Origin of the sequence: Pseudomonas sp. NPDC079367 (assembly GCF_044542195.1) — a bacterium.
In the GTDB taxonomy this organism is placed as follows: domain Bacteria; phylum Pseudomonadota; class Gammaproteobacteria; order Pseudomonadales; family Pseudomonadaceae; genus Aquipseudomonas.
The window spans coordinates 115,575-142,058 of the sequence record NZ_JBITTW010000005.1 but is presented as its reverse complement, the minus strand read 5'-3'; the positions used below and the strand labels follow the sequence as shown (position 1 = coordinate 142,058).

At 63.3% G+C, this 26,484-nt stretch carries 7 protein-coding genes; 5 read left to right on the top strand and 2 right to left on the bottom strand.

From position 1 onward, the window contains the following. The first annotated feature begins 587 nt into the window (after window positions 1–587). Genes ACIGDJ_RS08840 through ACIGDJ_RS08820 form a run of 5 tightly spaced genes read left to right on the top strand, consistent with a single transcriptional unit; the run spans window position 588 to window position 24,585 of the window. On the top strand, window positions 588–10,289 hold the full coding sequence (locus ACIGDJ_RS08840; protein ID WP_397479191.1) for an amino acid adenylation domain-containing protein: 9,702 nt from the start codon (window positions 588–590) through the stop codon (window positions 10,287–10,289). Next, complete coding sequence (locus ACIGDJ_RS08835; protein ID WP_397479190.1) at window positions 10,286–14,398, top strand: amino acid adenylation domain-containing protein; 4,113 nt, start codon at window positions 10,286–10,288, stop codon at window positions 14,396–14,398. The genes ACIGDJ_RS08840 and ACIGDJ_RS08835 overlap by 4 nt, the downstream gene beginning before the upstream one ends. Then, on the top strand, window positions 14,395–23,484 hold the full coding sequence (locus ACIGDJ_RS08830) for an amino acid adenylation domain-containing protein (RefSeq protein ID WP_397479189.1): 9,090 nt from the start codon (window positions 14,395–14,397) through the stop codon (window positions 23,482–23,484). The genes ACIGDJ_RS08835 and ACIGDJ_RS08830 overlap by 4 nt, the downstream gene beginning before the upstream one ends. After that, on the top strand, window positions 23,477–23,662 hold the full coding sequence (locus ACIGDJ_RS08825) for an MbtH family protein (RefSeq protein WP_397479188.1): 186 nt from the start codon (window positions 23,477–23,479) through the stop codon (window positions 23,660–23,662). Before ACIGDJ_RS08830 ends, ACIGDJ_RS08825 begins: the two co-directional genes overlap by 8 nt. A 59-nt stretch (window positions 23,663–23,721) precedes the next feature. Further along, on the top strand, window positions 23,722–24,585 hold the full coding sequence (locus ACIGDJ_RS08820) for a TauD/TfdA dioxygenase family protein (protein ID WP_397479187.1): 864 nt from the start codon (window positions 23,722–23,724) through the stop codon (window positions 24,583–24,585). 54 nt (window positions 24,586–24,639) lie between these two features. Here the strand turns inward: ACIGDJ_RS08820 and ACIGDJ_RS08815 are convergent, their stop codons facing one another. Beyond that, window positions 24,640–25,884, bottom strand: coding sequence for an MFS transporter (locus ACIGDJ_RS08815; protein WP_397479186.1), 1,245 nt, complete (start codon window positions 25,882–25,884; stop codon window positions 24,640–24,642). After that, on the bottom strand, window positions 25,884–26,399 hold the full coding sequence (locus ACIGDJ_RS08810; RefSeq protein ID WP_101155480.1) for a GNAT family N-acetyltransferase: 516 nt from the start codon (window positions 26,397–26,399) through the stop codon (window positions 25,884–25,886). Before ACIGDJ_RS08810 ends, ACIGDJ_RS08815 begins: the two co-directional genes overlap by 1 nt. Window positions 26,400–26,484: the final 85 nt, after the last annotated feature.

Here is a 26,484-nt window from a genome sequence, read left to right as displayed (position 1 = left end):
GGCCACTGGCGAACAGACAGAATTTGCCCCGTACAGCGTCGACGAATGCGAGCGTTCTCCCCGTAATAACGCGGAGGAATGACTAGTAACATGTTTAAAACTTTTTGTTTACCTCATCCCGGGCAATCGTGGTTATTATTCGGCAACGCCAGGGGTCAATATCCCGGCGTCAAAGGATTGTCGATGGGTTATAAGCCCGGCAATCTCATCCGAACGGGTCCAACCTGGCGCTGACACCCCTGCGCAGGCCGATGCCCGTCGCTGACCCTCAAAGGAAAGGTGAGGTGTTAATTGGTCAAATGGTCTGCATTGGTTGGTGTGGTGGGAAAAACGACACGAGTCGCCATCGCTCCCACCAGTTTCCTCGCTGTTCGTCACTCATTCCTTGCGCTGTTCGCCAGCCAATTCCCCCGCAAATTCGTGTACGCCATTGCGCCCGCTCATGACGCTGGTCCGCAGGCACGCGCCGCACCATCCCCCTGAATTGCGCATCACCGATCCGGCACAACGTGTCGGGCCTGACCGGCGGGCTATGAACGTCCCAGCCAAGCACACACAAAAATAATCCAGTCATGGACGGTAGCCTGATGTTCGACAAATCCTCCTTGCGCGGGGCGACCCCCGCGCAGCCCAGCACTACATCCGAAAATCCATCCGACACTGCGTCACTCGCCTACTGGCGCGAGCGGCTGGACGGTGCCCCGGCGTTGCTGGAATTGCCCACCGACCGGCCACGACCGGCGGTGCAGAATCTGCAAACTGCTGCGTACGGGGTGGAACTGGATGCCTCGCTGACCGCAGGCCTGAAAAGTTTGAGCCAACGTGACGCCAACGCTTTGTGCATGACGCTGCTCGCCGGGTGGGCGGTGGTGCTGGCGCGGTTGTCGGGTCAGCACGAGGTGATCATCGGCGCATGCACGGGTAAGTCGGGCAGCATTCTGCCAATGCGCGTGTCACTTGCAGAGGCCACTTCCACAAGCCAGCTGCTGATGCGCATCCGCGCTGCGCTGCACGGTGCCGAGCAGCATCAAGACGTGGCGTTCGAGCAACTGCTCGCGTGCCTCAACCACGAACAAAGCCCCGCCTACCATCCGCTGATGCAGGTGTTATTCGCCTGGGAAAATTCGCAACCGCTGCCTGCCGGGTTCGACCTGAGCCTGGTGCTGGCTGAATCGCATGGGCGCATCAGCGGCCATTTGCATTACGCCCCAGCGCTGTTCGACGCCGCGACCATCGAGCGTTTTGCCGGTTACCTGAACACGGTGCTGCAGCAGATGGTGGCGCAACCCTCGGCTTCGGTGATGGCGCTGCAAATGCTTGGCGCAGCCGAACGCCAGTACCTGCTCCATGACTGCAACAGCGCCGAGCAATCCTTCGACACCACCCAAGTCGTACACGGTTTGTTCGAAGCCCAGGTGCGGCGCAACCCGGACGCCATCGCCGCCCGCTGGCACGACGAGGCGCTGAGTTATGGCGCACTGAACACTCGTTCGAACCGCCTGGCCCATCACCTGCGCAGCCTGGGTGTCGGGCCGGACGTGCGCGTCGGGCTGTGCCTGGAGCGCTCGCTGGACATGCTGGTCGGCCTGCTGGCGGTGCTGAAGGCAGGCGGTGCGTATGTGCCGCTGGATCCGGCTTATCCTGCCGCGCGGCTGGCGCATATGCTCGCCGACAGTGCCCCCGCCGTGGTGCTGAGCCACGGTTCTGTCGCTGCCAGCCTTGCACATTCCACCGTGCTGGACATCGCCGACACTCGCCCCTGGGACGCGCAACCGGAGAACAACCCCGACCCCAATGAAGTTGGGCTGACGCCTCGGCACCTGGCATACGTGATCTACACATCCGGCTCCACCGGCGTCCCGAAAGGCGTCATGGTCGAGCACCGTGGGCTGATCGCCGTGAGTGCAGCCTGGGAAAAACTCTACAACCTCGACGCGTCCCTCAATCACCTGCAAATGGCTGGTTTTTCTTTCGACGTGTTCAGCGCCGATCTGATCCGCGCCCTCGGTTTTGGGGGCACGCTGGTGCTGTGCCCGCGTGAATCGTTGATGGACCCCCCCGCGCTGTATCGTCTGCTGAGCGATGCTGAGATCGGTTTCGCCGACTTCGTGCCGGCTGTGCTCAATCCGTTGCTGGCCTGGGTTGAAGAAAGCGGCCACGACCTGTCGTTCATGCGCACCGTGGTCTGTGGGTCGGACGTCTGGACTGCCCACAGCGCCCGACAATTGCGCCGACTGGCTGGCGACCACGTGCAGATCGTCCAGGCGTACGGCGTGACCGAAGCGAGCATCGACAGCACGTGTTTTGAATTGCACAAAGGCAGCGTGGCCGACGGCGTGTTGCCTATCGGGCGTGCGCTGGCCAATACGCGGATTTATCTGCTCGATGCCTTGGGCGCCCCGGTGCCGGCGGGTGTCGCCGGGCACTTGCACATCGCAGGCATCGGTGTCGCCCGGGGTTATCTGAATCTGCCGCAACTGACCGCCGAACGTTTCATCGACAGTCCCTTCGTGGCAGGCGAGCGCCTGTATCGCAGCGGTGACCTGGCACGTTATCGGGCGGACGGCGAGTTGGAGTTTTTAGGACGCAATGACTTTCAGGCCAAGCTGCGTGGCCTGCGCCTGGAGCTGGGAGAAATCGAAGCGCGTCTGGCGGACATTGCCGGCGTGCGTGAAAGCGTGGTGCTGTTGCGCCAGGACACGGCTGGCGAATCGCGATTGGTCGCTTACTACTGCGAGAGCCAAGGCGCGGCGCTCAAGCCGCGTTCGCTGCGTGAGCAACTCAACCTCAGCCTGCCGGATTACATGGTGCCCACAGCGTTCGTGCGCCTGGATGCGCTGCCGCTGACGGCCAACGGCAAACTCGATCGCACGCAATTGCCAGCGCCGGACGCTCAGGCCTTAGATCAGCGCGACTATCAGCCGGCGCAAGGTCCACTGGAAATCGCGCTGGCTCAAATCTGGGCCGACGTGCTCGGCGTCGAGCAGGTTGGCCGCCAGGATCAGTTTTTTGCGCTCGGTGGCCACTCGCTGCTGGTGATGCGCGTACTGGCTCAAGTGCGCCAGCAACTCGGCCTGGAAGTCGCCCCCTCGGCGCTGTTTGCTGCGCCGGTGCTGGAACAATTTGCCGAACGGCTCAAACGCAACCAGGACACGGCTCGCGTGGCGATAGCGGCTGTTGAGCGCTCGGGCGCGCAAACGTTGTCGTCTGCGCAGCAGCGCCTGTGGTTCCTCGCACAAATGGAGGGTGGCAACGCGGCGTATCACATGCCGTTGAACCTGCGCTTGCGCGGTCCGTTGCACATCGCAGCCCTTGAACGCAGCCTCAATCAACTGGTGGAACGACATGCCGCGTTGCGCACCACGTTCATCACCGTCGAGGGGGAAGGGCTGCAACTGATCGGTGAGGTGGGGGCTTTCATCAAGCTGGCGGTAACTGACTTGCAAGGTCAACCCGAGGCGCGTCTGGCGCAATTGATCGACGAAGAAGGCGCAAAGCCTTTTGACCTGAGCCGCGGACCGCTGATGCGCGTCAGCCTGTTGCGCCTGGCCGAGGATGACCACGTGATGCTGCTGACCCAGCACCACATCATCTCCGATGGCTGGTCGATGGGCGTGCTCACCCGTGAACTGGGCCTGCTGTACGAAGCGGCGATTCATGAGCGCGACAATTCCTTGCCCCCGCTGCCTGTGCAGTATGTCGATTACGCCGTATGGCAACGCCAATGGCTGACCGGCGATGTGCTGGCCGAGCAGTGCCGCTATTGGCGCGACACCCTCAGCGGTGCGCCGGTATTGCTGGAATTGCCGGCCGATCACAAACGCCCAGCGGTGCAGGACTATCTCGGCGGTTTCGTGCCGTTGGTATTGGATCGGGCCCTGACCGACCGGTTGAAAGCCTTGTGCCGGCAGCAGGGCACCACGCTGTTCATGACATTGCTCGCGGCCTGGTCGCTGGTACTGTCGCGACTGTCCGGGCAAGCCGATGTGGTGATCGGCGTGCCGTCGGCCAACCGTACGCAGCAGGAACTGGAAGGTCTGATCGGCTTCTTCGTCAACACCTTGGCGCTGCGCATGACCCGCGCGGGTTCGCCGACGGTCGCGCAATGGCTGCAGCAAGCGCGCCGCGTTTCGCTGGGTGCCCAGGAACATCAGGACCTGCCGTTCGAACAGGTCGTCGAATTGCTCAACCCGCCTCGCAGCCTGGCGCACAGCCCGCTGTTCCAGGTGCTGTTTGCCTGGGAACAGGATCAAGACTCGGATCTGCTGTTGTCCGGCCTTGAGGTCAGCCCGGTGCAGAGCAGCCATCATGTGGCCAAGTTCGATCTGCAATTGGCGCTGCATGAGCGTGACGGGCAGATCGTCGGCGGTCTGGAATACGCTTGCGGGTTGTTCGAGCCGGGCACGGTGGCGCAGTTTGCCGAATACCTGCGCCGGGTACTGACGCAGATGGTCGAGCAGCCTGAGCAAGCGTTATCGAGCGTCAGCCTGCTGAGCACGGAACAACATCAACAGATCGTCCACGACTGGAACCGTACCGAGCGCGACACCTCGGCCATGCCTGACACGGTCGCGCGCTTTGAAGCCGTGGCCCGGTGCACGCCAGAGGCAGTGGCGTTGATCGCAAATGACCGGCAACTGAGTTATCGCGCACTCAATCAGGCCGCCAATCGCCTCGCGCATTACCTGATCGAGCAAGGCGTGCGGCCCGAGCACCGGGTCGGTCTGTGCCTGGAACGCTCGCCGGAAATGGTCATCGGTTTGCTGGCAATCCTCAAGGCGGGCGCGGCGTATGTGCCGTTCGATCCGGCTTACCCGATGGAGCGTCTGGCGTTCATGTTCAGCGACGCGGCGCCAGCCTTGCTGCTGACTCACAGCGCCTTGCCAAATGCGCTGCCGACCGACATCGACACCTGCTGCCTGGATACAGATATGCAGCGCTGGGCGCATTGTCCGGACACCGATCCGCAGGTGAAGGTCAGCCCGGATAATCTCGGCTACGTGCTCTACACGTCCGGCTCCACCGGCCGCCCGAAAGGCGTGGCGCACAATCGCCGCGCGCTGGATAACCTGATTGCCTGGCAGCTTGATCAAGCACCGGCACCGGGCCGGGTCCTGCAATTCGCTTCACTGAATTTCGACGTGTCGTTCCAGGAAATCTGCAGCACGTTGTGCTCGGGAGGCAGCCTGTTGCTGATGACCGAAGACAGTCGCAAAGACCTCGCCGCGCTGCGTCCGACCCTGGTGGCCGAGGGCGTGCAGCGGGCGTTCCTGCCGTTTGCCGTGTTGCAACAACTCGCCGGGCTGACCGAGGCCGATGCACCAACGCCGGCCGGTGGTTGCGAAATCATCACGGCCGGCGAAGCCCTGCAAATCAATGATGAACTGCGCGGATTTGTGCGCGGCCTCGGCGGCGCGCACTTGCACAACCAGTACGGCCCGACCGAAACCCATGTGGTCAGCCAGTTCAGCTTGTCGTGCAGCGACGCCGCCGACTGGCCGGACGCGCCGCCGATTGGCCGACCGATCGCCAACGCGCGGCTGTACGTGCTCGATGACGATATGAACCCGGTGGCGGTCGGCGTGGCGGGGGAGTTGTACATCGCTGGCGCCTGCCTGGCTCGCGGTTACCTGAACCGCCCGGACCTGACCGCCGAACGCTTCGTGCCGGACCCGTTCAGTGGCGAACCCGGCGCGCGCATGTACCGCAGTGGAGACTTGGCGAAATTCCAGGCCGACGGCAACGTGCTGTACTTGGGACGCATCGATCAGCAGGTCAAGTTGCGCGGTTTCCGGGTCGAACTCGGCGAGATCGAGAGCTTGCTGCAACAGCAGCCCGGCGTGCAGGAAGCGGCGGTGTTGCTGCGTGAAGATATGGCAGGTGACAAGCGTCTGGTGGCCTACGTGGTCGGCCCGGCGTCCAGCGAAACCCTGCGTGCCGCACTTCAACGGCACTTGCCTGAGCACATGATTCCCACTGCATGGGTCTCGCTGGCGCAGTTGCCGTTGACCCGCAATGGCAAGCTCGACCGTCTGGCATTACCGACGCCGGAGCGCACCGCCGGGGCTGCTTACGTGGCGCCGCGCGACGACATTGAACAGCAAATGGCCGAGATCTGGGCCGAGGTGCTCAAGTGCGAACGAGTCGGGGTTCACGACAACTTCTTTGAATTGGGCGGCCACTCGCTGCTGGCGACCCGGATGATCTACGCGATCAACCAGCGCATGGGCGCGCAGCTGTCCTTGAGCAATCTGTTCAAGACGCCGGTGCTGATGGATCTGGCGGCGCAGGTGCAGGCCGGGCGCAGCAATGACGCTCAAATCGTCCCGGCCTTCCTTGAGATCGAGGCAGATCGTGACGCGCGGCATGCGCCGTTCCCGCTCACCGATATCCAGCAAGCCTACTGGTTCGGTCGCGAAGCCACGGTCAGCCTCGGCGGGGTCAGTGCTCACGGCTACGAAGAACTGCGCATCCCGGACTTCGACGCCGCACGTTTCGAGCAGGCGCTCAATCGCATGATTCAGCGCCACGACATGCTGCGCGTGGTGTTTCTCACCGACGGTACGCAACAGGTGCTGGAACAGGTGCCGACCTATTGCATGCCTCGCAGCGATTTGCGCGGTTTGCCTGCGGAGGTCGCGCAACAGGCGCTGCAAGCGACCCGCGAGCGCCAGTCGCACCAGGTGCTGGACGCCAGTCGCTGGCCACTGTTCGAGTTCGGCCTGTCGTTGCTCGATGATGGCATCACCCATTTGCACATCAGCCTGGATGCGTTGATCGTCGATGCCGCGAGCACACAGATTCTCGCCCGCGAGCTCATGGCGTTTTATGCTGACCCTCACCTGAGCCTGCCCGAGCCGGGGCTGACCTTTCGTGATTACGTGCTGGCCGAACATCAACTGCGCAGCGGCATTCGTTATGAACAAGCGCTGAGCTACTGGCGCGAACGGGTCACCCGTCTGGCACCGGCGCCAGACCTGCCGCTGGTTCGCCAGCCGGACAGCATCGGCAATCCGCACTTCACGCGACGCGACCGCGATATGTCGGCGGCGCAGTGGTCGCAGCTCAAAGCCGTGGCCAAACAGTTCGCGGTGACGCCGTCGGTGATGCTCCTCACAGCGTTCAGCGAAGTGCTGGCGCTGTGGAGCCGCCAGCCGCGATTCACCCTGAGCCTGCCGCTGTTCAACCGTTTGCCGTTGCACCCGGACGTCGATGAAATCATCGGCGACTTCACTTCCCTGGTACTGCTGGAAGTTCACGTCGAGGGGGGCATGAGCTTCACCGACAAGGCTCGGGCGTTGCAGGCGCAATTGTGGCAAGACATTGATCACTCGGTGGTCAGCGGCGTGCGGGTATTGCGCGAACTGTCCCAGGCGCGTGGCGTGCAGCAGACGGCAATGCCGATCGTGTTCAACAGCACGCTCTCTGAGGCCGCACCGGAACTGGCGGAATTCAACCTCGCGGACGCGTTGAACGCCCAACCCATGCACAGCATCACTCAGACGCCGCAAGTGTGGCTCGACCACACGTTGCTGGAGCTCGAAGGACGTCTGCTGTTCAACTGGGACAGCATCGATGAGCTGTTTCCGGCGGGCATGATTGAGGACATGTTCGTCGCCTATAACACACTGCTCGATTGCCTGCTGGAGCCGGCGGCCTGGGCGGCGAGTACGCCACAACTGTTGCCAGTGGCGCGTTTGCCGGCACCGCCCGACACTCAAGGCACGTTGCCGTTGATGAACGAGTTGTTCGAGCGTCAGGCTCTCATGACGCCGGCCGCTGTGGCCGTGATTGCTGCGCAACGGCAATTCACCTACGGGCAATTGCGCACGGCGGCGCGGTCTCTGGGGGCGCAGCTTCAGGCCGAGGGCGTGGTGCCCAATCGCCTGGTCGCCGTGATGATGGAACGCGGCTGGGAACAAGTGGTGGCGACCCTGGCGATTCAGTACGCCGGTGGCGCTTATCTGCCGATTGACCCGACCCTGCCGGCAGAACGCGTGTGGCATATCCTTGAGCGCACCGAAGTCAGCCTGGTGCTGACCCAACCGGCACTGCTTGGCGTGATCGAGTGGCCTGGGCAGGTCAGCGCCATCGCCGTGACCGATGAGGTCATGGTCGAACGCGCGCCGTTGCAACCGGTCAACGTTGCACCCACCGATCTGGCCTACGTGATCTACACCTCCGGTTCCACCGGCATGCCCAAAGGCGTAGTCATCGATCATCGCGGCGCGGTCAACACCTTGCTCGACATCAACCGACGCTTTGCCGTTGGCCCGACGGATCGGGTGCTGGCGATTTCGTCGCTGAGTTTCGACCTTTCGGTCTATGACTTCTTCGGCACCCTGGCCGCCGGCGCGGCGGTGGTGGTGCTTGAACCGCAACTGGCCCTCGATCCGGCGCACTGGCGGGACTTGATCGAACGTCACCAGGTAAGTTTGTGGAACTCGGTGCCGGCGTTGCTCGGCATGTTGCTTGAATACGTCGAGGGCGAGCGCGGCACACTGCCCGCCAGCCTGCGGGTGGCGATGCTTTCCGGCGACTGGATTCCCCTGACCCTGCCGCAACGGCTGTGGGCGTTGCAGCCGGCGGCGCAACTGTTCAGTCTCGGCGGCGCGACCGAAGCTTCGATCTGGTCGATCTGCTATCCGGTGCAGCACGTCGACCCGGCATGGCGCAGCATCCCTTACGGCAAAGCCCTCGATCACCAGCGCTTCTACGTGCTGGACGAAGCGCTGCAAGTGCGCCCGACCTGGGTCGCCGGGCAGCTCTACATCGGCGGGATCGGCCTTGCTCAGGGTTACTGGCGCGATGAAACGCTCAGCTCCGCCAGCTTCTTCCCGCACCCGCTGACCGGCGAGTGCCTGTACCGGACCGGCGATCTCGGGCGTTGGCTGCCGGATGGCAACATCGAATTCCTTGGCCGCGAGGACAATCAGGTCAAGGTCCAGGGTTATCGCATCGAGTTGGGCGAAATCGAAGCCGCGCTCAATCGCCACCCGGGCGTGCAAGGTGCGGTGGTGCAAATCCTTGGCAGCACGCTTGGAGAAAAACGTCTGGCCTGCTATGTGCTCAAGGCCGATACGGCGTTGCAAGCCAGCGACTTCGCCCAGTACCTGGCGGACAAACTGCCGGCGTACATGGTGCCGTCGTCGTTCACGTTCGTCGACGCCTGGCCGCTGTCGTCCAACGGCAAGGTCGACAAGAAGCGCCTCCCGGAGCCGTCGCAGCAAGAGGCATCCGGCGCAGCGCTGAAGGTCGACGGTGCGCAGGAACAGCGGCTGGTGGAGATTGTGCAAGGCGTGCTCAAGCGTGATGCCATCGCTGGCAACGCCAACCTGTTGAACCTCGGCGCAACATCGATCGACATCGTGCGCATCAGTAATGCGCTGTCCAGCGAACTGCATTTTCGCCCGCACGTGGCGCAACTGTTGGCGCAACCGACGTTGCTGCACCTGATCGGCATGTACCGCCAAAGCCTGCAGCACCAGGCATTGGTCAGCAATGCGCAGCAGCGTGTGAGCAGCACCGAGGACGTGATCGAGGATCCGCAACTGCGCGCGCAGTTCAAGGCAGATCAGCGCGGGCGTCGCACCTTTGCCCAGACGTCGCCGAGTGTGGCGCTGACATTGCCGCAGACCCCGGCATTCGCCAAGCGATTCAGCGATTACCGCTCGGTGCGCCAATACGCCACGCAACCGATCCAGACCCGCGCCTTTGCCGAGCTGTTGGCTGCACTTGCCCAGGGACAACTCGACGGCGAGGTCAAATACCAGTTTCCGTCGGCCGGCGGTTTGTACCCGATCCAGGCGTACCTGTACGTCAAGCCGGAGCGGGTGCTCGGCATCCCCGGTGGCGCGTATTACTACGACCCGTGCGAACACCGCTTGGTGGCGCTCGACAGTGGCGTGCTCGACCCGGACACCTACGACTACTTCGTCAATCGGCCGGTCTTCGAAAACGCCGCGTTTTCGCTGTTTTTCATCGCCGACATGGCTGCGATCCGTCCGCTGTACGGCGGGCGCAGTCGCGACTTCTGCCACATCGAAACCGGCGCCATCGCGCAATTGCTGAGCATGACGTCCATCGAGCAAGGGTTGGGCCTTTGCGGCATGGGCTCGATTGATGAGCAGCAATTACCGGCGCTGTTCAACCTCGGACCGAGCCATCAATTGATCTACTCGATGGTCGGTGGCCTGCGTACCACGGATGAGCAACACCGCGCCGCGGTTGAGGCCTTTGCGCCCGACCGGCCCGGTGATGACAGCGACATGGAGGAATTTGAGGTATGAACGCCTATCAATTGCTGGAGCTGTTCACGCGTCATGGCGTAGCCCTTGAAGTGGACGGCGACAAGCTGCGCTGCAAGGCGCCTCGCGGGTTTCTTACAGACGAGATGATGCAAGCGCTCAAGCTGCACAAGTCTGAACTGATCGCGTTACTCGGCGGCCATGATGGCGCGGTGATTCCCTCCAGGGCGGGCGATGAAGTGGACTGGCCGCTGTCTTTTTCGCAGCGCCAACTGTGGTTTCTCGATCAACTGGAACCGGGCAACGCGTTCTACAACGTGCCCACAGCGGTGACGCTCAAAGGGCCGCTGCGCGTGCAACTGCTGGAGCGGGCGCTGAACGCGCTGATCCAGCGCCACGAAATGCTGCGCACGACGTTTTGCATGGTCGATGGCGAACCCCGGCAAATTGTCCATCGCGCGATGCCGCTGGCCTTGCAGGTGACCGATCTGAGCAACCTGCCGGGCACCGAACGCGAGCAGCACGTGCGGGCGGCAGTTGATCAAGACGCCCGCGCGCCATTCGATCTGGCCGCCGGCCCACTGTTGCGCGCCTCGTTGCTGCGCCTGGCTGAGGATGAATATCTGTGGCTGTACAGCGTGCACCACATCATCGCCGACGGCTGGTCGATGGGCGTGATCCTGCACGAAGTCGCGACCCTGTACGGCGATTATCTGCGCGGCGATGCGTCGAGTCTGGCGCCATTGCCCGTGCAGTACGCCGACTACGCCCGTTGGCAGCAACGACGCCTGGGTGGGGATGCATTGACTGCGCAACTCGATTACTGGCGGCGCACCCTGGCTGACGCGCCGGCACTGTCGACTGTTCCCACCGACCGGCCACGGCCACTGGTGCAGCGTTACGCTGGCGCTACGTTCAGCTCATCGCTCGACGCCAACACCCTGCGCGAACTCCAGGGCCTGGCCCGACAAACCCAGGGCACGTTGTTCAACGTGTTGATGGGCGCATTGGCCGTGCTGCTGTGGCGGCACAGCGGTCAGCGGGATGTGTGCATCGGTACGCCATTCGCCAACCGCAGCCGCCCGGAAATCGAGCCGCTGATCGGGCACTTCGTCAACACTGTCGTGGTTCGCCAGCGCCTTGATCCTCAGCACACTTTCGCCGAATTGCTGCGGGACGTGCGCGGGCAAATGCTCGACGTGCACGCTCATCAGGACGTGCCGTTCGATCAGGTGGTCGAGGCCGTCAACCCGCAACGCGATACCGCTCATTCGCCGTTGTTCCAGGTCATGCTTGTGCTGCAGAACACGCCCGGGGGCGATCTGGACATGCCCGGTTTGAGCCTGTCGCCGTACAGCACCAGCAGCGCCACGGCCAAGTTCGATCTGGCGTTCGAATGGGTTGAACGGGAAGGGCGGCTGAACCTGTTGGTGGAGTACAACACCGACCTGTTCGACGCGGCGACGATCGAACGCTTGAGCGGGCATTACCGACAGTTGCTCCAGCACATCGTCGAAGACCCCAAGCAGCCGATTGGCGCCTTGTCGCTGCTGGCTGAAGCCGAGCGCGAACAGATCCTCGTGGACTGGAACCGTTGCGCACCGCTGGCACAACCGGTGGACTGCGTGCACCGATTGTTTGAAGCCCAGGTTGCGCGCAACCCGCAAGCCTGTGCGGTGACCTTCGAAGCGCAAACCCTGAGCTACGACGAGTTGAACACCCGGGCCAATCGTCTGGCGGCGTATTTGCGCAGCCTCGGTGTCGGCCCGGACGTGCGCGTGGCAGTGTGCGTCGAGCGTTCGCTGGAGCTGCCGGTGGCCTTGCTCGCGGTGCTCAAGGCCGGCGGCGCGTATGTACCGCTGGACCCTGATTATCCGGTCGGACGCCTGAGCCACATGCTCAGTGACAGCACCCCGGCAGTGCTGCTGACGCTCGGCTCGGCGCACGCGATATTGCGTCAGGCGCAGCAAGGTTCAAGCTGGGACGCGCCGGTGCTCGACCTCCAGGCGCAGACCGCGCTCTGGGCCGATCTGTCGCCGGCAGACCCCGACCCGCGCAGCGTTGGTGTCACGCCCGATCACCTCGCCTATGTGATTTACACCTCAGGCACCACCGGGCTGCCCAAAGGCGCGATGGTCGCGCATCGCGGCCTCGCCAATCTGCTGTTGTGGTGCTCGCAGATCTGCGGCGAACGCGGGGTCATGCTGCACAAGATTCCGTTCGGTTTCGACGCCTCGGCCTGGGAGACTTTCTGGCCGCTGGCCACCGGCGGACGCTTGGTTATCGCGCGTCCTGGCGGCCATCTGGAGCCCGGTTACATGGCGAAAACGGTGCGCGAGCAGCGGGTCACGGCGCTGGTGTTCGTGCCGGCAATGCTGCAGCTGTTCCTCGAAGTCGATGAGGTCAGCCTGTGCACCGAACTGACCGATGTCTTCAGCGGCGGCGGTGAGCTGTCGCCAGCCCTGGCCCGGCGTTTTCAGCAGCGACTGCCCCATGCCCGTTTGCACAACGTCTATGGCCCGACCGAAACCACGGTGATCAACAGTGTCTGGACCCTGGAGCCCGGCGGCGAAGTCCCGGCTCTGCAAGTGCCGATCGGACGGCCGATCCCCAACAACCGTTTTTACGTGCTGGATGAGCGCGATGCGCCGGTGCCGGTCGGGGTGACCGGTCAATTGCACGTCGGCGGCGTGGGTGTCGCGCGCGGTTATCTGGGTCTGGCGCAGCTCACCGCCGAACGCTTTATCGACAACCCGTTTGTGCCGGGAGACCGGTTGTATCGCAGCGGCGATCTGGCGCGTTATCGCCCGGACGGCCAGTTGGAATTCCTCGGTCGCAATGATTTCCAGGTCAAGCTGCGTGGCGTGCGCCTGGAGCTCGGCGAGATTGAAGCGCGGCTGGAGGCCTTCGCCGATATCCGGGCCGCCGTGGTGCTGATGGTCGGCGATACGGCGCAGAACCAGCGGCTGGTTGCCTGTTGTGCGGTGATGGAAACCCCGGATGAATCGGCGCTGCACGCGCACCTGGCGGCGACCCTGCCGCGTGCCGTGTTGCCGAGCGCTTATCTGTGGCTCGACGCGCTGCCGCTGACCGCCAATGGCAAAGTCGATCGCGTGGCCCTGACGACCCTCGCCGATCAAGACCTGGCCAACCGTCAGGTCAACCTCAGCAGCCCGCGCGATCATATTGAATTGACGCTCTACCAAATCTGGAAAGGTCTGTTGCTGGCGACCCAGATCGGCATTCGCGACAACTTCTTCAATGTCGGCGGAACGTCCATCGCGGCGATCAAAATGGCCCACCAGATCGGCCAGACGTTCGGCGTCGAAGTGCCGGTGCGCGTGGTGCTCGGCTACCCGACCATCGAAGCCCTGGGCGGCTGGTTGCGCGCCGGCGCCAGTCCAGCAGCGGGGCAAAGCAACCTGATCGAATTCCGTCGCGGCGCAGGTCAGCGCAATGTGGTGTGCATTCATCCGGCGGGCGGCACTGCGTTTTGCTATTTGTCCCTGGCCAAAGTGCTACCGGAGGAGGTCGGCGTATACGGCGTGCAGTCACCGGGGCTGAACCCAGGTGAGGTCACCGAGCCGACGGTCGAAGCCATGGCCCAAGCCTATTTGCGCCTGATCGAACCCTTGGCGACGCAGCCGCTGGTGCTCACCGGGTTGTCCTTCGGTGGCCTGGTGGCTTACGAAATGGCCCGGCGCCTGACAGCCGCCGGCCATCGCCGGGTAACCGTGGTATTGCTCGATACCCAAGGCTCGGATGATCCGGGTTTCCGCCAGCAGATCGGCACCGTGGATATGGCCGAGTTCCGCGACAAACTGGTGCGGTTCAATGGCATGTACCCCGGCATCGAAGACGCGCAAGTCGAACGTTATTTCAACCTCTACAACCACAACCGTCTGGCCATGGCTGGCTACGAGTGCGAGCCGCGTGCCGGTCGCGTGGTGTTGATCCAGGCCCGGGAAGGCTTCAGTCGCCAGCAATTGCATCCGCTACGCAGCTTCTGGCGTCGGCGTGCCGACGACTTCCTGGCGAAACTGGTGAATGGCGGTCACTGGGACATGCTCGAAACCGCTGAAGTGCATCGGGTCTCACAGACCCTCAAGCAGGAGCTGCAACGCTTTGACGCGCAGGAGGCGAAATCATGAATCCACAGATGCTGACATTGCTCGCACAATTTGCCGCACAAGTACGCCGCGATCCCCAAGCCCTGGCAGTCGTCGATCAGCAGGTGCGCCTGAGTTACAGCGAACTGGCCAGCGCCAGCGAGCGCATCGCCCGGGGTTTGCAGGCACGGGGCGTGCAACCCGGCGAGTCCGTGGCGCTGTGCATGCCCCGGGGCTGGCAATGGCTGGCCGCGATCCTCGGCGCGCTGAAAGTCGGTGCCGTGGTGGTGCCGCTGGACCGGGCCAGCCCGGCCAAACGCCGCGATTTGATCCTCGCCGATGCCGCCTGCGTGGGGCTGATCGCCGCGGATGAGTCGTGGGCGCCAGCAACCGCGTGTTGGACGGCGAATGTCGACACGCTGCTGGATTACCCGCAGCAACCGCTGCAACCCTTGGCCGACACGTTTGCCGAGGTGAGTTTCCTGTTTTACACCTCGGGCACCACCGGCACACCGAAAGCCGTGGAAGTCGGTGAAAAGGGCGTGCTGCGCCTGACGCAGACCGCAGGCTATATCGAAATCCGTCCGACGGATCGCTTTGCCTGCCTGTCCAATCCGGCCTTCGATGCGTGCAGTTTTGAACTGTGGGCGCCGCTGCTCAACGGTGGCTGCTGCGTGATGATTGCCGATCACGATGTGCTGGACGCGCAACGTCTGGCCCAGGTTCTGGAAGAGGAGCGGATCGACAACCTGTTCATGACCGTTTCGCTGTTCAACACCTTGAGCGCGGACTGGCCCGCGTGTTTTGCCGGCCTGCGTCAGTTGCTGATCGGTGGCGAGCAGATCAGTGCCGCCGCCGTGCGCGCCTGGTACGCGGCGAATCCCCGCAGTCAGTGCCAGATCTTCAATGTCTACGGGCCTACGGAATGCACGACGTTTGCCTTGTGCTACCCGATTGCCCGTGACTTCGGCGGCGCGTCGGTGCCGATTGGCCGGCCATTGCCGGACACCGGCGTGCAGGTGCTGGACGAGCAGCAACGGCCGGTGGCGGCCGGTGAAGTCGGCGAGTTGTACCTCAGCGGCAGCGGTGTCGCCCGTGGCTATCGCAACCGTGCCGAAGACACCGCTCGCAGCTTCGTGCGCCTGGCCGAGCTGGACGGCGGCGCCCAGATTCACTACCGCACCGGTGATCGGGTGCGGATCAATGTCGAAGGGCTGGTCGAATACATTGGCCGCGCTGATCGGCAGGTCAAGGTTCGTGGTTTTCGCATCGAACCGGGGGAGGTGGAGCAACAGATCCTGGAACATCCGCTGGTGCTGCAGGCCTATGTCTGCACCCGACGTCGGGAGGCCGAAGACCATCAGTTGCTGGCATTCATCGTCCCTCGCGAGGGTTTGCAGTACCGTGAATTCGAGGCCCATCTGCAGGCCCGACTGGCGTTCTACATGCTTGCGCACCAGGTGTTTCTGATCGAGCGACTGCCGTTGACCGCTAACGGCAAGATCGACCGCGACGCCTTGCTGGCACAGCCGTTGAGCCCTTGGCGGCCCCCCGTCGAGCCGAGCGATGTCGAGGGTTCTCCGGCGCTGGACTGGTTGCTTGCACAGGCTCGTTTGCTGCTCGGGCAACCGGCGCTCAATGCGCACGATGACTGGCTCGGCAGTGGCGGCGATTCACTCAAGGCCATGCGTCTGCGTTCAGCCATTCGTACACACTGGCAGCGCGAGATTGCCGTCGCAACGCTGTTGAGCGAGCCGTTCGTGGCACTGGCCGAACAGCTGAACGGGCAACAGGCCGACGTTATCTATCCTCCCGCGCCAGCCGTCAGCCATGCACTGCGTCTGCCGGCCACTGCCGAACAACGCCGCTTGTGGCTGATGCAGCAACGAACGCCGACTTCGACCGCTTATAACGTGCCGCTGATTCTCCATCTGGCTGCCGGTGTTGATGTGTCGTCGCTGGCGCGTGCCGTGGAGCAACTGGTGGAGCGCCATCCGGCCTTGCGCACGGCATTCGTGTCTGGCGCCGATGGCCTCGATCAAGTGATTGCCGAACAAGGGACGGTGTGTCGCACCTTCGAGACAGGGCATTTCACCGAAGAGACCTGGCGAGCCTTTGCAGCATTGGTGTTCGGCACGCCGTTCGATCTGGCGATGCCGACGCTGTTCCAGGCCTGGCTGCTGCCGTTTGCCGATGGAAGTTGCCGGTTGCTGCTCAACCTGCACCACATCATCGTCGATGGCTGGTCGATGAATCTGTTGTTCGACGACCTGACGCAGCTGTATGAAGACGCCGTGCGTAGGCGCGTCAGCCCTCAACCGACACCACAACTGACCACGCTGGAATTCGGCCAATGGCAGCGGCAGTGGAGCGTCGACCCGCATTACCTCGGCCAGCGCGAGGCGTTGGCACGATTGCATCGCCAGCAAGAGGCGCCGTCATCCGCGCTGATGCCGATGCGGGCTGTCAGCCCGCCAGCCAGACTGCATCGCGCACCCTTGGGCGAACTGCGCAACGCGGCCCTTGACCGTTTTTGCAGCCAGCAGCGCCTGACCCGTTTCGAAGTGCTGCTCAGTGTCTTCGCCTGGAGCCTCTACGCGCTGACCGGGCGGGAGCGGCCACGTATCGCCAGTCCAGTGGCGAACCGGCCGCTGGCGCAGTTTGAACCGATGCTGGGGATGTTGGCCAACACCGTGCTGATTCCGACAAGCATCGATGACACCTTGGCGCTGAGCGAGCAATTGCGCCGTCAGACCGACACGGTGCGCGAGGTGCTGGCGTTACAGGACGTCGCGTTGGCGGATGTGGTGGAAGACCTGCGGTTGTCGTCGGACAGCCAGTTGTTCGATTTCATGTTCGTGCTGGAAAACACCGATTACGCCGTACTGGCGCGGTCCGGTTTGCAAGCGACCCTGGAGTTCAGCGAGCACTTGCAGGCCAAATGTCCGTTGACCTTGCTGGTCGTGGGGGCCGAATGCTGGTGGGAATATCAGTGCAGCTACTTTGATCAAGCGCAGATGCACACCGTGCATGAACTGCTTTGCCGCAGCCTCGACCTGCTGCTGGAATCACCGGCCGCCACCCTGGATGATCTCCTCACCCCTTATCGGCGTCACCTGCCGGTGGCCAGTGAAGGTTCGCGCGACGAACCGCCGTTCAACACCGTGGCCGACTGGTTCGGTCATCAAGTGCATTGCACCCCCCACGCGATTGCGCTGGTCGCTGGCCAGCAGCAGTTGAGCTATGGCGAACTGGATGAATTGTCCAACACCCTGGCCGGGGCCTTGATCGAACGCCATCCGCTGCCGAATCCAGACAACACGCCGCTGCATGTGGTGCTGTTTCTTGATGCTTCGGTCGAGCACATCGTTGCCTTGCTGGCCCTGGCAAAACTCAATCTGACCGCCGTACCGCTCGATCCCGGATATCCGCTGGCCGTGCAGCGTCAGGTACTGGAACAGGCGAACCCGCATTGCCTGTTGTTCAGCGCCGCGACCGAAGCGGCACTGGGTCACCTTGATGCCGAGCGTTTTGCCCGGTATCGGGTAGACCTGAAGTGCGAACGCCGAGCGTTCGCACGCGCCCATCATGTCGGCGAGCGCGCGCTGTACACGCTGTTTACCTCCGGCTCCACGGGTACGCCGAAGGGTGTGCAAGTGTCGGATCGGACCCTGTGCAACCTGCTGCACTGGCAGCGCACCGAGGGCCAATTGCCGGCCAGATCGGTGACCTTGCAGTTTTCGATGTTGTCGTTCGACGTATCGTTTCAGGAGATTTTCGCAACCTTGTGCGGCGGCGGCACCTATCACCTGATCACGCCGCGCTGGCGCCAGGATGCACAGGCGTTGCTGGCGTATCTGATTGAGGCGAGGATCGAGCGCCTGTACCTGCCTTGCGTTGCGTTGCAGCATCTGGCGCAAACCGCTGTGGCTCAAGGAACATACCCGCCGGCGTTGCGCGAAGTGGTCACGGCGGGGGAGCAATTACTCTGCACCGACGCGTTGAAAACCTGGTTTGGTGGTCTGCCGCTGGCGACGCTGTTCAACCACTACGGCCCCACCGAAACCCACGTGGTCAGCGCTTACCGCTTGCCGCCGACTACTGCTGACTGGCCGCTGCGCGCACCGATCGGCCACGCCGTCGGCAATGCCCGTTTACTGCTGGTGGACGAGCATGACCGTCCGGTACCGAGCGGTAGCCGTGGTTACCTGTTGGTGGCCGGACCGATGGTGTCGCGCTGCTACCTCGGCGACCCAGCGCTCAACGCGACGCGGTTTGTCGTGTTGCCGCAGGCTGAAGGCGATGCTCGTTTGTGCTATCGCACCGGCGATCTCGCCTGGGCCGACGCTGATGGTTGCCTGCACTACCTGGGGCGCGACGACCAGCAAATCAAACTCAGCGGTCATCGCCTGGAACTGGGGCAGATCGAAGCGGCGCTGATGCAGCTGCCGCCGGTGATCAACGCGGTGGTGACGGTTCAGGCTGAGCCACCGGGCCTGATCGCTTATCTGCAACTGGACGGCGAGCCGGCGATGGCGCAGACGCTGGATCGTCAAGTCGCCAAGCAGCTGCCGGCCCATGTGCGTATTGACGAGTATCGACGGATTGACGCCTGGCCACGTACGCCCAGCGGCAAAATTGATCGCAAGGCGTTAACGGGGTTGGGCGAGGCGCTGCAACGTCGTCGTTCGGTCACCCCGGCCACTGCGTTGAGCCCGCTGGAGCAGCAATTGAGTGCGCTGTTCAGCGCCGAGATCGGCCGGGACATCGAGCCCGATCAAACCTTCTTCGAAGCGGGCGCCACCAGCCTTGGCCTGATGCGCCTGCATGCCCGTTACAACGAGGAACTGACGCACGAGGTGGCGATCGCCGATCTGTTTGAACAGGTGACGGTGCGCAGCCTGGCGGCGCACTTGTCGAGCACGCCATCGAACCCGACCGAGCGGATACGCCATACCGATGTCGGCCAGCAACCGATGGCGATCATCGGCATGGCGGTCAATGTGGCCGGGGCGCAGAACCTCGATGAGTTCTGGGCGATGGTGCTGGGCGCCGAGTTGGGGATCGAGCATTTCGAGGCGGCTCAGGGGCGCGTGCGTGCCCGCAGTCAACTGGCCGGAATGCTTGATTTCGACCCCGAGTATTTCGGCATCAGCCGTCAGGAAGCACGGCTGATGGATCCGCAACAGCGGCATCTGTTGATGGCGTGTGTGCAGGCGTTGCAACACGCGGCGATCACGCCGTCTGCCGAAGGCCCGCGCATCGGTCTGGTTGCCAGTTGTGGCGAAACCACCTACTTCCAACAGATGCTGCGCGAGACCGCCGACGGGGATTTGCCGGACGGTTTCCAGATGGCGCTGCACCACGACAAGGACTTCCTGGCGACCAAAGCCGCCTACCACCTCAACCTCACCGGCCCTGCCATGAGCGTGCAGGCGGCCTGCGGCAGCTCGCTGATTGGCGTGCACCTGGCCAGTGCGCTGCTGCGCCAGGGCGACAGTGACGTGATGCTCGCGGCCGGGGTGCTGATCGACCCGACACTGACCGACGGCTATCGCCATCGTTCGCAGCACATTTTTTCCAGTGATGGCCTGTGTCGGCCGTTCAGCGACGATGCCAGCGGCACCATCGGCGCCAGTGGTTATGGCGTGGTGGTGCTCAAGCCGCTGGCCCGCGCCCGCGCCGATGGCGACCGTATTTATGCGCTGATCGAAGCCTCTGCATTGAACAACGACGGCCGCGACAAGATGAGCTACACCGCGCCTTCGGTAGCGGGGCAGAGTGCCGTAATTGGCGAAGCGTTGGCCAGGGCCGGGCTGACCGGTGCCGATATCGGTTACATCGAAGCCCACGGCACCGGCACGTTACTCGGTGACCCGGTCGAGGTGGCGGCGTTGAGCAAGGCGTTCGGTGATGCCCCGGCCGTCAGTTGCGCGTTGGCCTCGGTGAAAAGCCAGATCGGCCATTTGGGCGCGGCCGCCGGGGTCGTCGGGCTGATCCGCGCAAGCCTGGCGGTATTCCACGGCGTGGTGCCGCCGAACCTTGGTTTTGCCCGGATCAATCCGCAGATCGACCTCGCCAATTCGCCGTTTTACATCCCGACCGCAGCGCGGCCATGGCCAGCAGGGCGGCGGCGTTTGGCGGGGGTCAGCAGCTTTGGCATCGGTGGCACGAATGCGCATGTGATCGTGGGGGCCGCGCAGCAGGAGCGAGTGCTGGCTGAGGGCGTGTTGCCCTGCCTGATGATCTCGGCTCACAGCCGTTCGGCTTTGCTGTGCGATGTCGCGGCGATTGCAGGGTATCTGAACGCCTTTCCCGAGCGTCACGAGGCGGTGCTGCGTCACCTGCAATCCGGACGTCGGCAACTGCGTTGGCGCTTGGCAATGGTGTATCGGCCGGGGGAAGCACTGCACACCTCCTTGATCAAGCAAGTGAGCGCATCCGGTGTCAGATTGAACGCCACCGGGCAATCGCCCCAAGCGCTGATCGACGCCTGGTATGACGGTGCCACCATCGACTGGCCGCAGCACTCGGCGCCGCCGCCGTGGGATCTGCCGCCAGCGTCTTTCGATCTTGAAACCTTCCGCTTCCAGAGCGCCGTTGAAACTGAAAACGCAATAGCCGTTGAGCGAAAGCCCTTGGCCGATTGGTTCTACCAACGGCAGTGGTCCCGCGTGCAGCGTTTGCACGCTGAGGCGGTCACGGAACGACGCGAAACGTTGGTCATTTGCAGTAACGACGCGCTCGACACGGCCGTGCTGGAGCACCTGAACAACGTCTATCAGCGAGTGGTTCAGGTGCGCGCCGGTAATGGTTTCAAACGGCACACGCCGGATCATTTCGAACTCGACCCGCTGGATACCCCGACGCTGACTCGCCTGCTCGATGAGCTGGCCGTGCCTGCCTTGGGCGAACTCGACTGGGTGCACGCGTTACCGCTGTCGGTGACCGGGCCGGTCAATGAGCAAAGCCTGGTGGCAGCGCAATGGGCCGGTCTGGACACCGTCAGCGCCTTGATGCAGGCCTGGGGACAGACCTCGCGAACCACGGCGTTGCGCCTGTGGCTGATGTCGTGGCAGGCCTGCCCGGTTGCGGGTGAGGTGCTGCGTCCCGAACTGGCGGCGCTGGCCGGCATCACCGAAGTGGTACCCCAGGAATACCCGGTACGCTGTCATTGGCTGGATTGGCCGACGCCGCGCATGGATACGCAGCAGCTGATGGCGTTGCTCGCGGCTTCGGCGTCCCTGCCACGGCGCATGGCGATTCGCGACGGTTACCTGTGGCAACCACGGCTGCTTGCCAGTCCGTTACCGGCCAGCGCTGCGCTGGCGAACAGGCTGCCCATGGACGGCACGTTTCTGATATTGGGCGGCACCGGCGGTATCGGTCGCACGTTGGCCGAGCACCTGCTGCAGGCGCCGCAACGACGCATCGTCGTGCTGTCACGCGGGGGTGAAATGCCAGCGGCGCTGGCGGCCTATGGCGGCCGGGTCGAGCACGTCCGGGCTGACATCGCCGACCTGACGCGCTGGCCTGCGGTGCTCGATCAACTGACCTGTCGCTACGGCCGCATGGCGGGAGTGGTTCACGCTGCAGGTGTCGGTGCGGGAAGCCTGATCCGCCAGCGTGATGCCCGGCAGTTGGGTGAAGCCATGGCGTCCAAGACCCGGGGCATGCTCGCGGTCGAGGCGCTGATCGAAGCGATGAGCCCCGGGTTTGTGCTGTATTGCTCATCGATGTCCGCGCTGTTCGGCGGCGCGGGGCACCTGGATTACGCGGCCGCCAGTGGCGTGCTCGACGGCTTCGCCCATTACCGTCCGAACGCCGCCGGCGACTGCGTGCGGCTGAGCATCAACTGGGACGTCTGGCGCGACATCGGCATGGCCACCGGCGCGGGCACTGGCGATGCCGCGCATCAGGGGCACCTGGCGGTCGGCATGACGGCGCAAGAGGGCTGTCGGGTTTTCGATCTGGCCATGGCGACGCAACTGCCACAACTGTTGATCTCGACCACCGGCATCGTTGCTGCACGGCGTTTCTATCCGGTTCGCCATGGCGCCGCCATTGCGCCGGTGGCTGCATCAACGGTGCTGGATCTGCCCAGCCGTCTGCATGAATGCCTGTGCCGATGGCTGGGGGTCAGCAGCCTCGATGAAGACGATTCGCTGTACGAGCTGGGGGCGGATTCGTTGACATTGCTGGACCTGATCGATGAGTTGCAAGCGGCCACCGGCGTGGTGTTCCAGCTGTCGCAATTCAGTCACAAGGTCAGCCTGCGAGAAGTCCTGGCGTTGGTGGACGCGGCTGCAGTCGGTTTGACGTCGGCGGTGCCGGCAACCTGGGCCGACGCGGTGCAGATTGATCAATGGCACGCCGGTGCGGGGCGCGAGTGGCTGTACCTGATTCACCCGGTGGGCGGTGATGTCCAGGCGTACCGAGCGCTGGTGTCGGCGCTGCACCCTGATCTGGGCGTGCGTGTGATTGCCGACCCGGCGTTGCGTCTTCCGGATTTGCCGAACATCGGCGTGACTGAGCGCGCGGCACTTTACTTGAAGGCCATCGAGGCCCGGGAAGCCAACCGCGGTGCCTGGCGCCTGGCTGGGTGGTCGTTTGGCGCCTGGGTGGCGCAGGCGATGTGCAGTCTCGTAGCGCCCTGCGGATTCAGGCAGCCGCTGCTGTACCTGATCGACCCGCCCGCGCCGGACGCCGGAGCGGAACTGGCGAGCATCGGTGCGCAGGCTATCGAGCAGGTTTTCCAGCGCGAGTTTGCCCAGCGCTGGCCCGATTCCCTCGACCGGGCATTGCCCGAAGACCGGCAAGCCTATTTGCAACACCTGACCCGTTGCTGCCAGCACAACATCGCCAGCATGCAGACCTTTCAGCCACCGGCGTTGGCGAACACCTGCGTGCGCATCTTCAGCGCCGCTCAAGCCAACCCCTACAGCGTGGGCGAGGCCTGGAACGCCGCAGACCTGAAACAGGCCTGGCAGGACTTGCTCCCGCAGTTGCTCAGCTGGCAGCGGCTGGACACCGATCACTACGGCATCGTTGCAGGGCCATGGGCGCAGGTGATTGCCGACATTATCAGCACCGATACGCAACCCGAAGAGGGCAATCAGCATGAGTGACAGCAATCCGCAATTCGAGGTGGTTCGCAACGACGAAGGCCAGTATTCCCTCTGGCCGGTGGGCAAGCCGAGCGCCAATGGCTGGACGCCGGTGGGGCAACGCGGCGAACGACAGGCTTGCCTGGATTACATCGCAGAACACTGGACCGACATGCGGCCGCTTTCGCTTCAGGAGTGAGCACTGTTGACCCACAGGGTCTGGTGCCTGGCCATCCAAATTAAAAAAGGTGAGGGAACATGGATCAATTGGCATTGAAAGCTATCGAGGGCATCGCGGGGCAATCCCGCGCGCCTTACCGCAGCATCACCCTGGACCGTCTCACGCCGATCATCGGCGCCGAAGTAGGCGGGATCGATCTGTCACAACCATTGAGTGAAGAGCAACTCACGGAAGTGCGCAGGGCCTTGCTGGAAAATCACGTGCTGGTCTTTCGCGATCAGCATCTGACAGTCGAACAGCACAAGGCTTTCGGCCGACTGTTTGGCGAGCTGCGGGCCTTGCCGGTGGAGGACATCGACGGCGATGACCCTGAGCTGGTCGTCATCCGCGCCAGCGCGAAATCGCGCTTCGTCGCCGGGGAAACCTGGCATTCCGACGGCACGGCGGATCTGGAACCGTCCATGGGCTCGATGCTCTACGTCAAGGAAACCCCGGCCATGGGTGGCGATACGCTGTTTGCCAATATGCACCTGGCGCTGGAAATGCTGTCGCCGGCCATGCAGCAGTTCCTCGGGGAGTTGACTGCGATCCACGACGGCGCGATTCCGTGGCAAGGCTTTCAGCCACCGGCCAACCTGCCCAGCACAGAACACCCAGTGGTGGTTCGCCACCCGGAAACCGGCCGCAAGTCACTGTTCGTGAACTCCGGTTTTACCTCGCACATCGTTCAGCTGTCTGGCGGCGAGAGCCAGACGCTGTTGAACATGCTGTTCGACCTGGTTGCGCGGGAACCGATCCTTAGTTGCCGGGTGCGCTGGGCGCCGAACACTCTGGTGTTCTGGGACAACCGCTGCACCCAGCACCACGCGGTCTGGGATTACTTCCCGCATTCGCGCTATGGCGAACGTGTGACGATCCTTGGCAAACAACCCCGCGCGTGACCCCGCTATGGTCCTTGGCGCCAGCGAGATGGATCGCTTCGCCAAGGACAGCCATCAAGCCGGGGGGGACGCTGGCACCAACTCGGGCTGGCTGGCGCGCAATACCCAATACCCCAACAACCCGATCGGAATGCAGGTCAGCGCCAATCCCCAGAACAATACCGCACCACCGTACTGTGCAATCACCACCGCACCGAGTAACGGCGCCAGCGCTGAACCAAACCCCGCCAACATCGAAATCCCGATAAAGCTGCCGCGCATCCCCGGCGGCGCCAGGCGATCGATCAAGGTGCCGAACAGCGGCATCACAATGATCTCGGCGAAGGTTGCGAAGACCACGGCGAACAGCCAACCCGCCCACCAGGCCTCGGTGTTCAGTGCTATCAGGGCGTGGGCAATCATCAGGCAGGCCAGCGCCACCAGATAGGCGGTTTTGTCGGCCAGGGCAATCAACCAGTTCATCAGCAACAAGTGCACCACCAGCACCACTGCGGCGTTGGTGAAACTCATCATGGCGATGATGTGGTTGATGTCGTCGACGCTCAATTGCAGCAGGTAAAAGGTCAGAGGTTCGTCCATTTGTGCGTAGAGCAGCACCAGGAAAAAGTTGGCGACGATGATTGATAAAAACAACTGGCTGCGCAGCATCGCCCCGAAGATCTGCCGCAGCGGGAGTGAAGTGGTTTGCGTCAGGTGCGGGTTACACAACCGTGCACGGTCCGCGTGGATGATCGTCAGGGCCAGCATGGCGCAGGCGCCTATGGCAATGCAGAACACGCCGTCGCTTTGATGGTTGGCAAACCACAGGCCGATCAGCGGGCCGATTGCTGCCGCGCAATTGACCACGTAATAACGGATGTGGAACAGGAAGGTGCGCTGGGCGGCATCGACCGCGGTATCACTTAAGAGCATGCGCAGCAGAGGTTCGAGAATGCTCTGGGACACCGCCATGCCGATGATCGCCACGAAATAGCTGGTTTGCCCGGGTAACAGGCCCATAACCAGGTAACAGCTGGCACTCAGTGCGCACCCCAATAACATCAGATTGCGCGTATTGAAGCGGTCCCCCAGCAGGCCACTGAGTGGCGACAAGGCAATCGAGATCACCGCGCCGAGAGCCAGTTGCGCGCCGATTTCAGTGATCGGCGTACCGAAGCGTTGGTTCATCGCCACCGCAATGAATGGCCAGATCATGAACGAAGCGACGCGAGCCAGGCCAATGCCCAGCAACAGCCAGCGCGTCGGAGCGGGCAGGGCACGTAACGAGGCCAGTGTGCCGGTGGCGGGGCGCTGGTCCATCAGCCCAGCCGAAGCTGATAGATCAGGTCGTCAAACCATTGATCACCAATCCGATAGGCCTGGGGCACGCGGCGTTCAAATGTGAAACCGCATTTCTCCAACACCTTGCACGAGGCGATATTGCCGTCGGTGACGGTCGACTCCAGCGACTCCAGGCCGATGGCCGCCGCGTAGTCGATGATCGCCTTGCGGGCCTCTGTGCCGAAGCCCTTTCCTTGGAACTCCGGTAGCAGCAGCGTGCCAACCTCGGCATGGCCGGGCGACAGAATGCGCATCCCGCTGACGCCGAGTTCCTGCTTGCTGGCCTTGTCGATCACCACCAGACATAACCAGTGCTCGGACTGCGGCGTCCACGCGGGCAGGCGATGGTCGAAACCTTTGCGAATCTGTTCCTCGGCCAGCTCGCCGAATACGAATTGCATGGTCAGGGGTTCGGTGTGCAGCCTGACAAACAACGGCCAATCGGACTCGACCATGGTCCGCAAATGCAACTGCTCGGTGTTCAACGCCAGCATCCATTGCTCCTGATGTGATCAAAAAAGGACAGGGGTTTCAGGCGGCGGGGCTGGCTGCATGACACGAGGTTGATAGCTGCGCCGT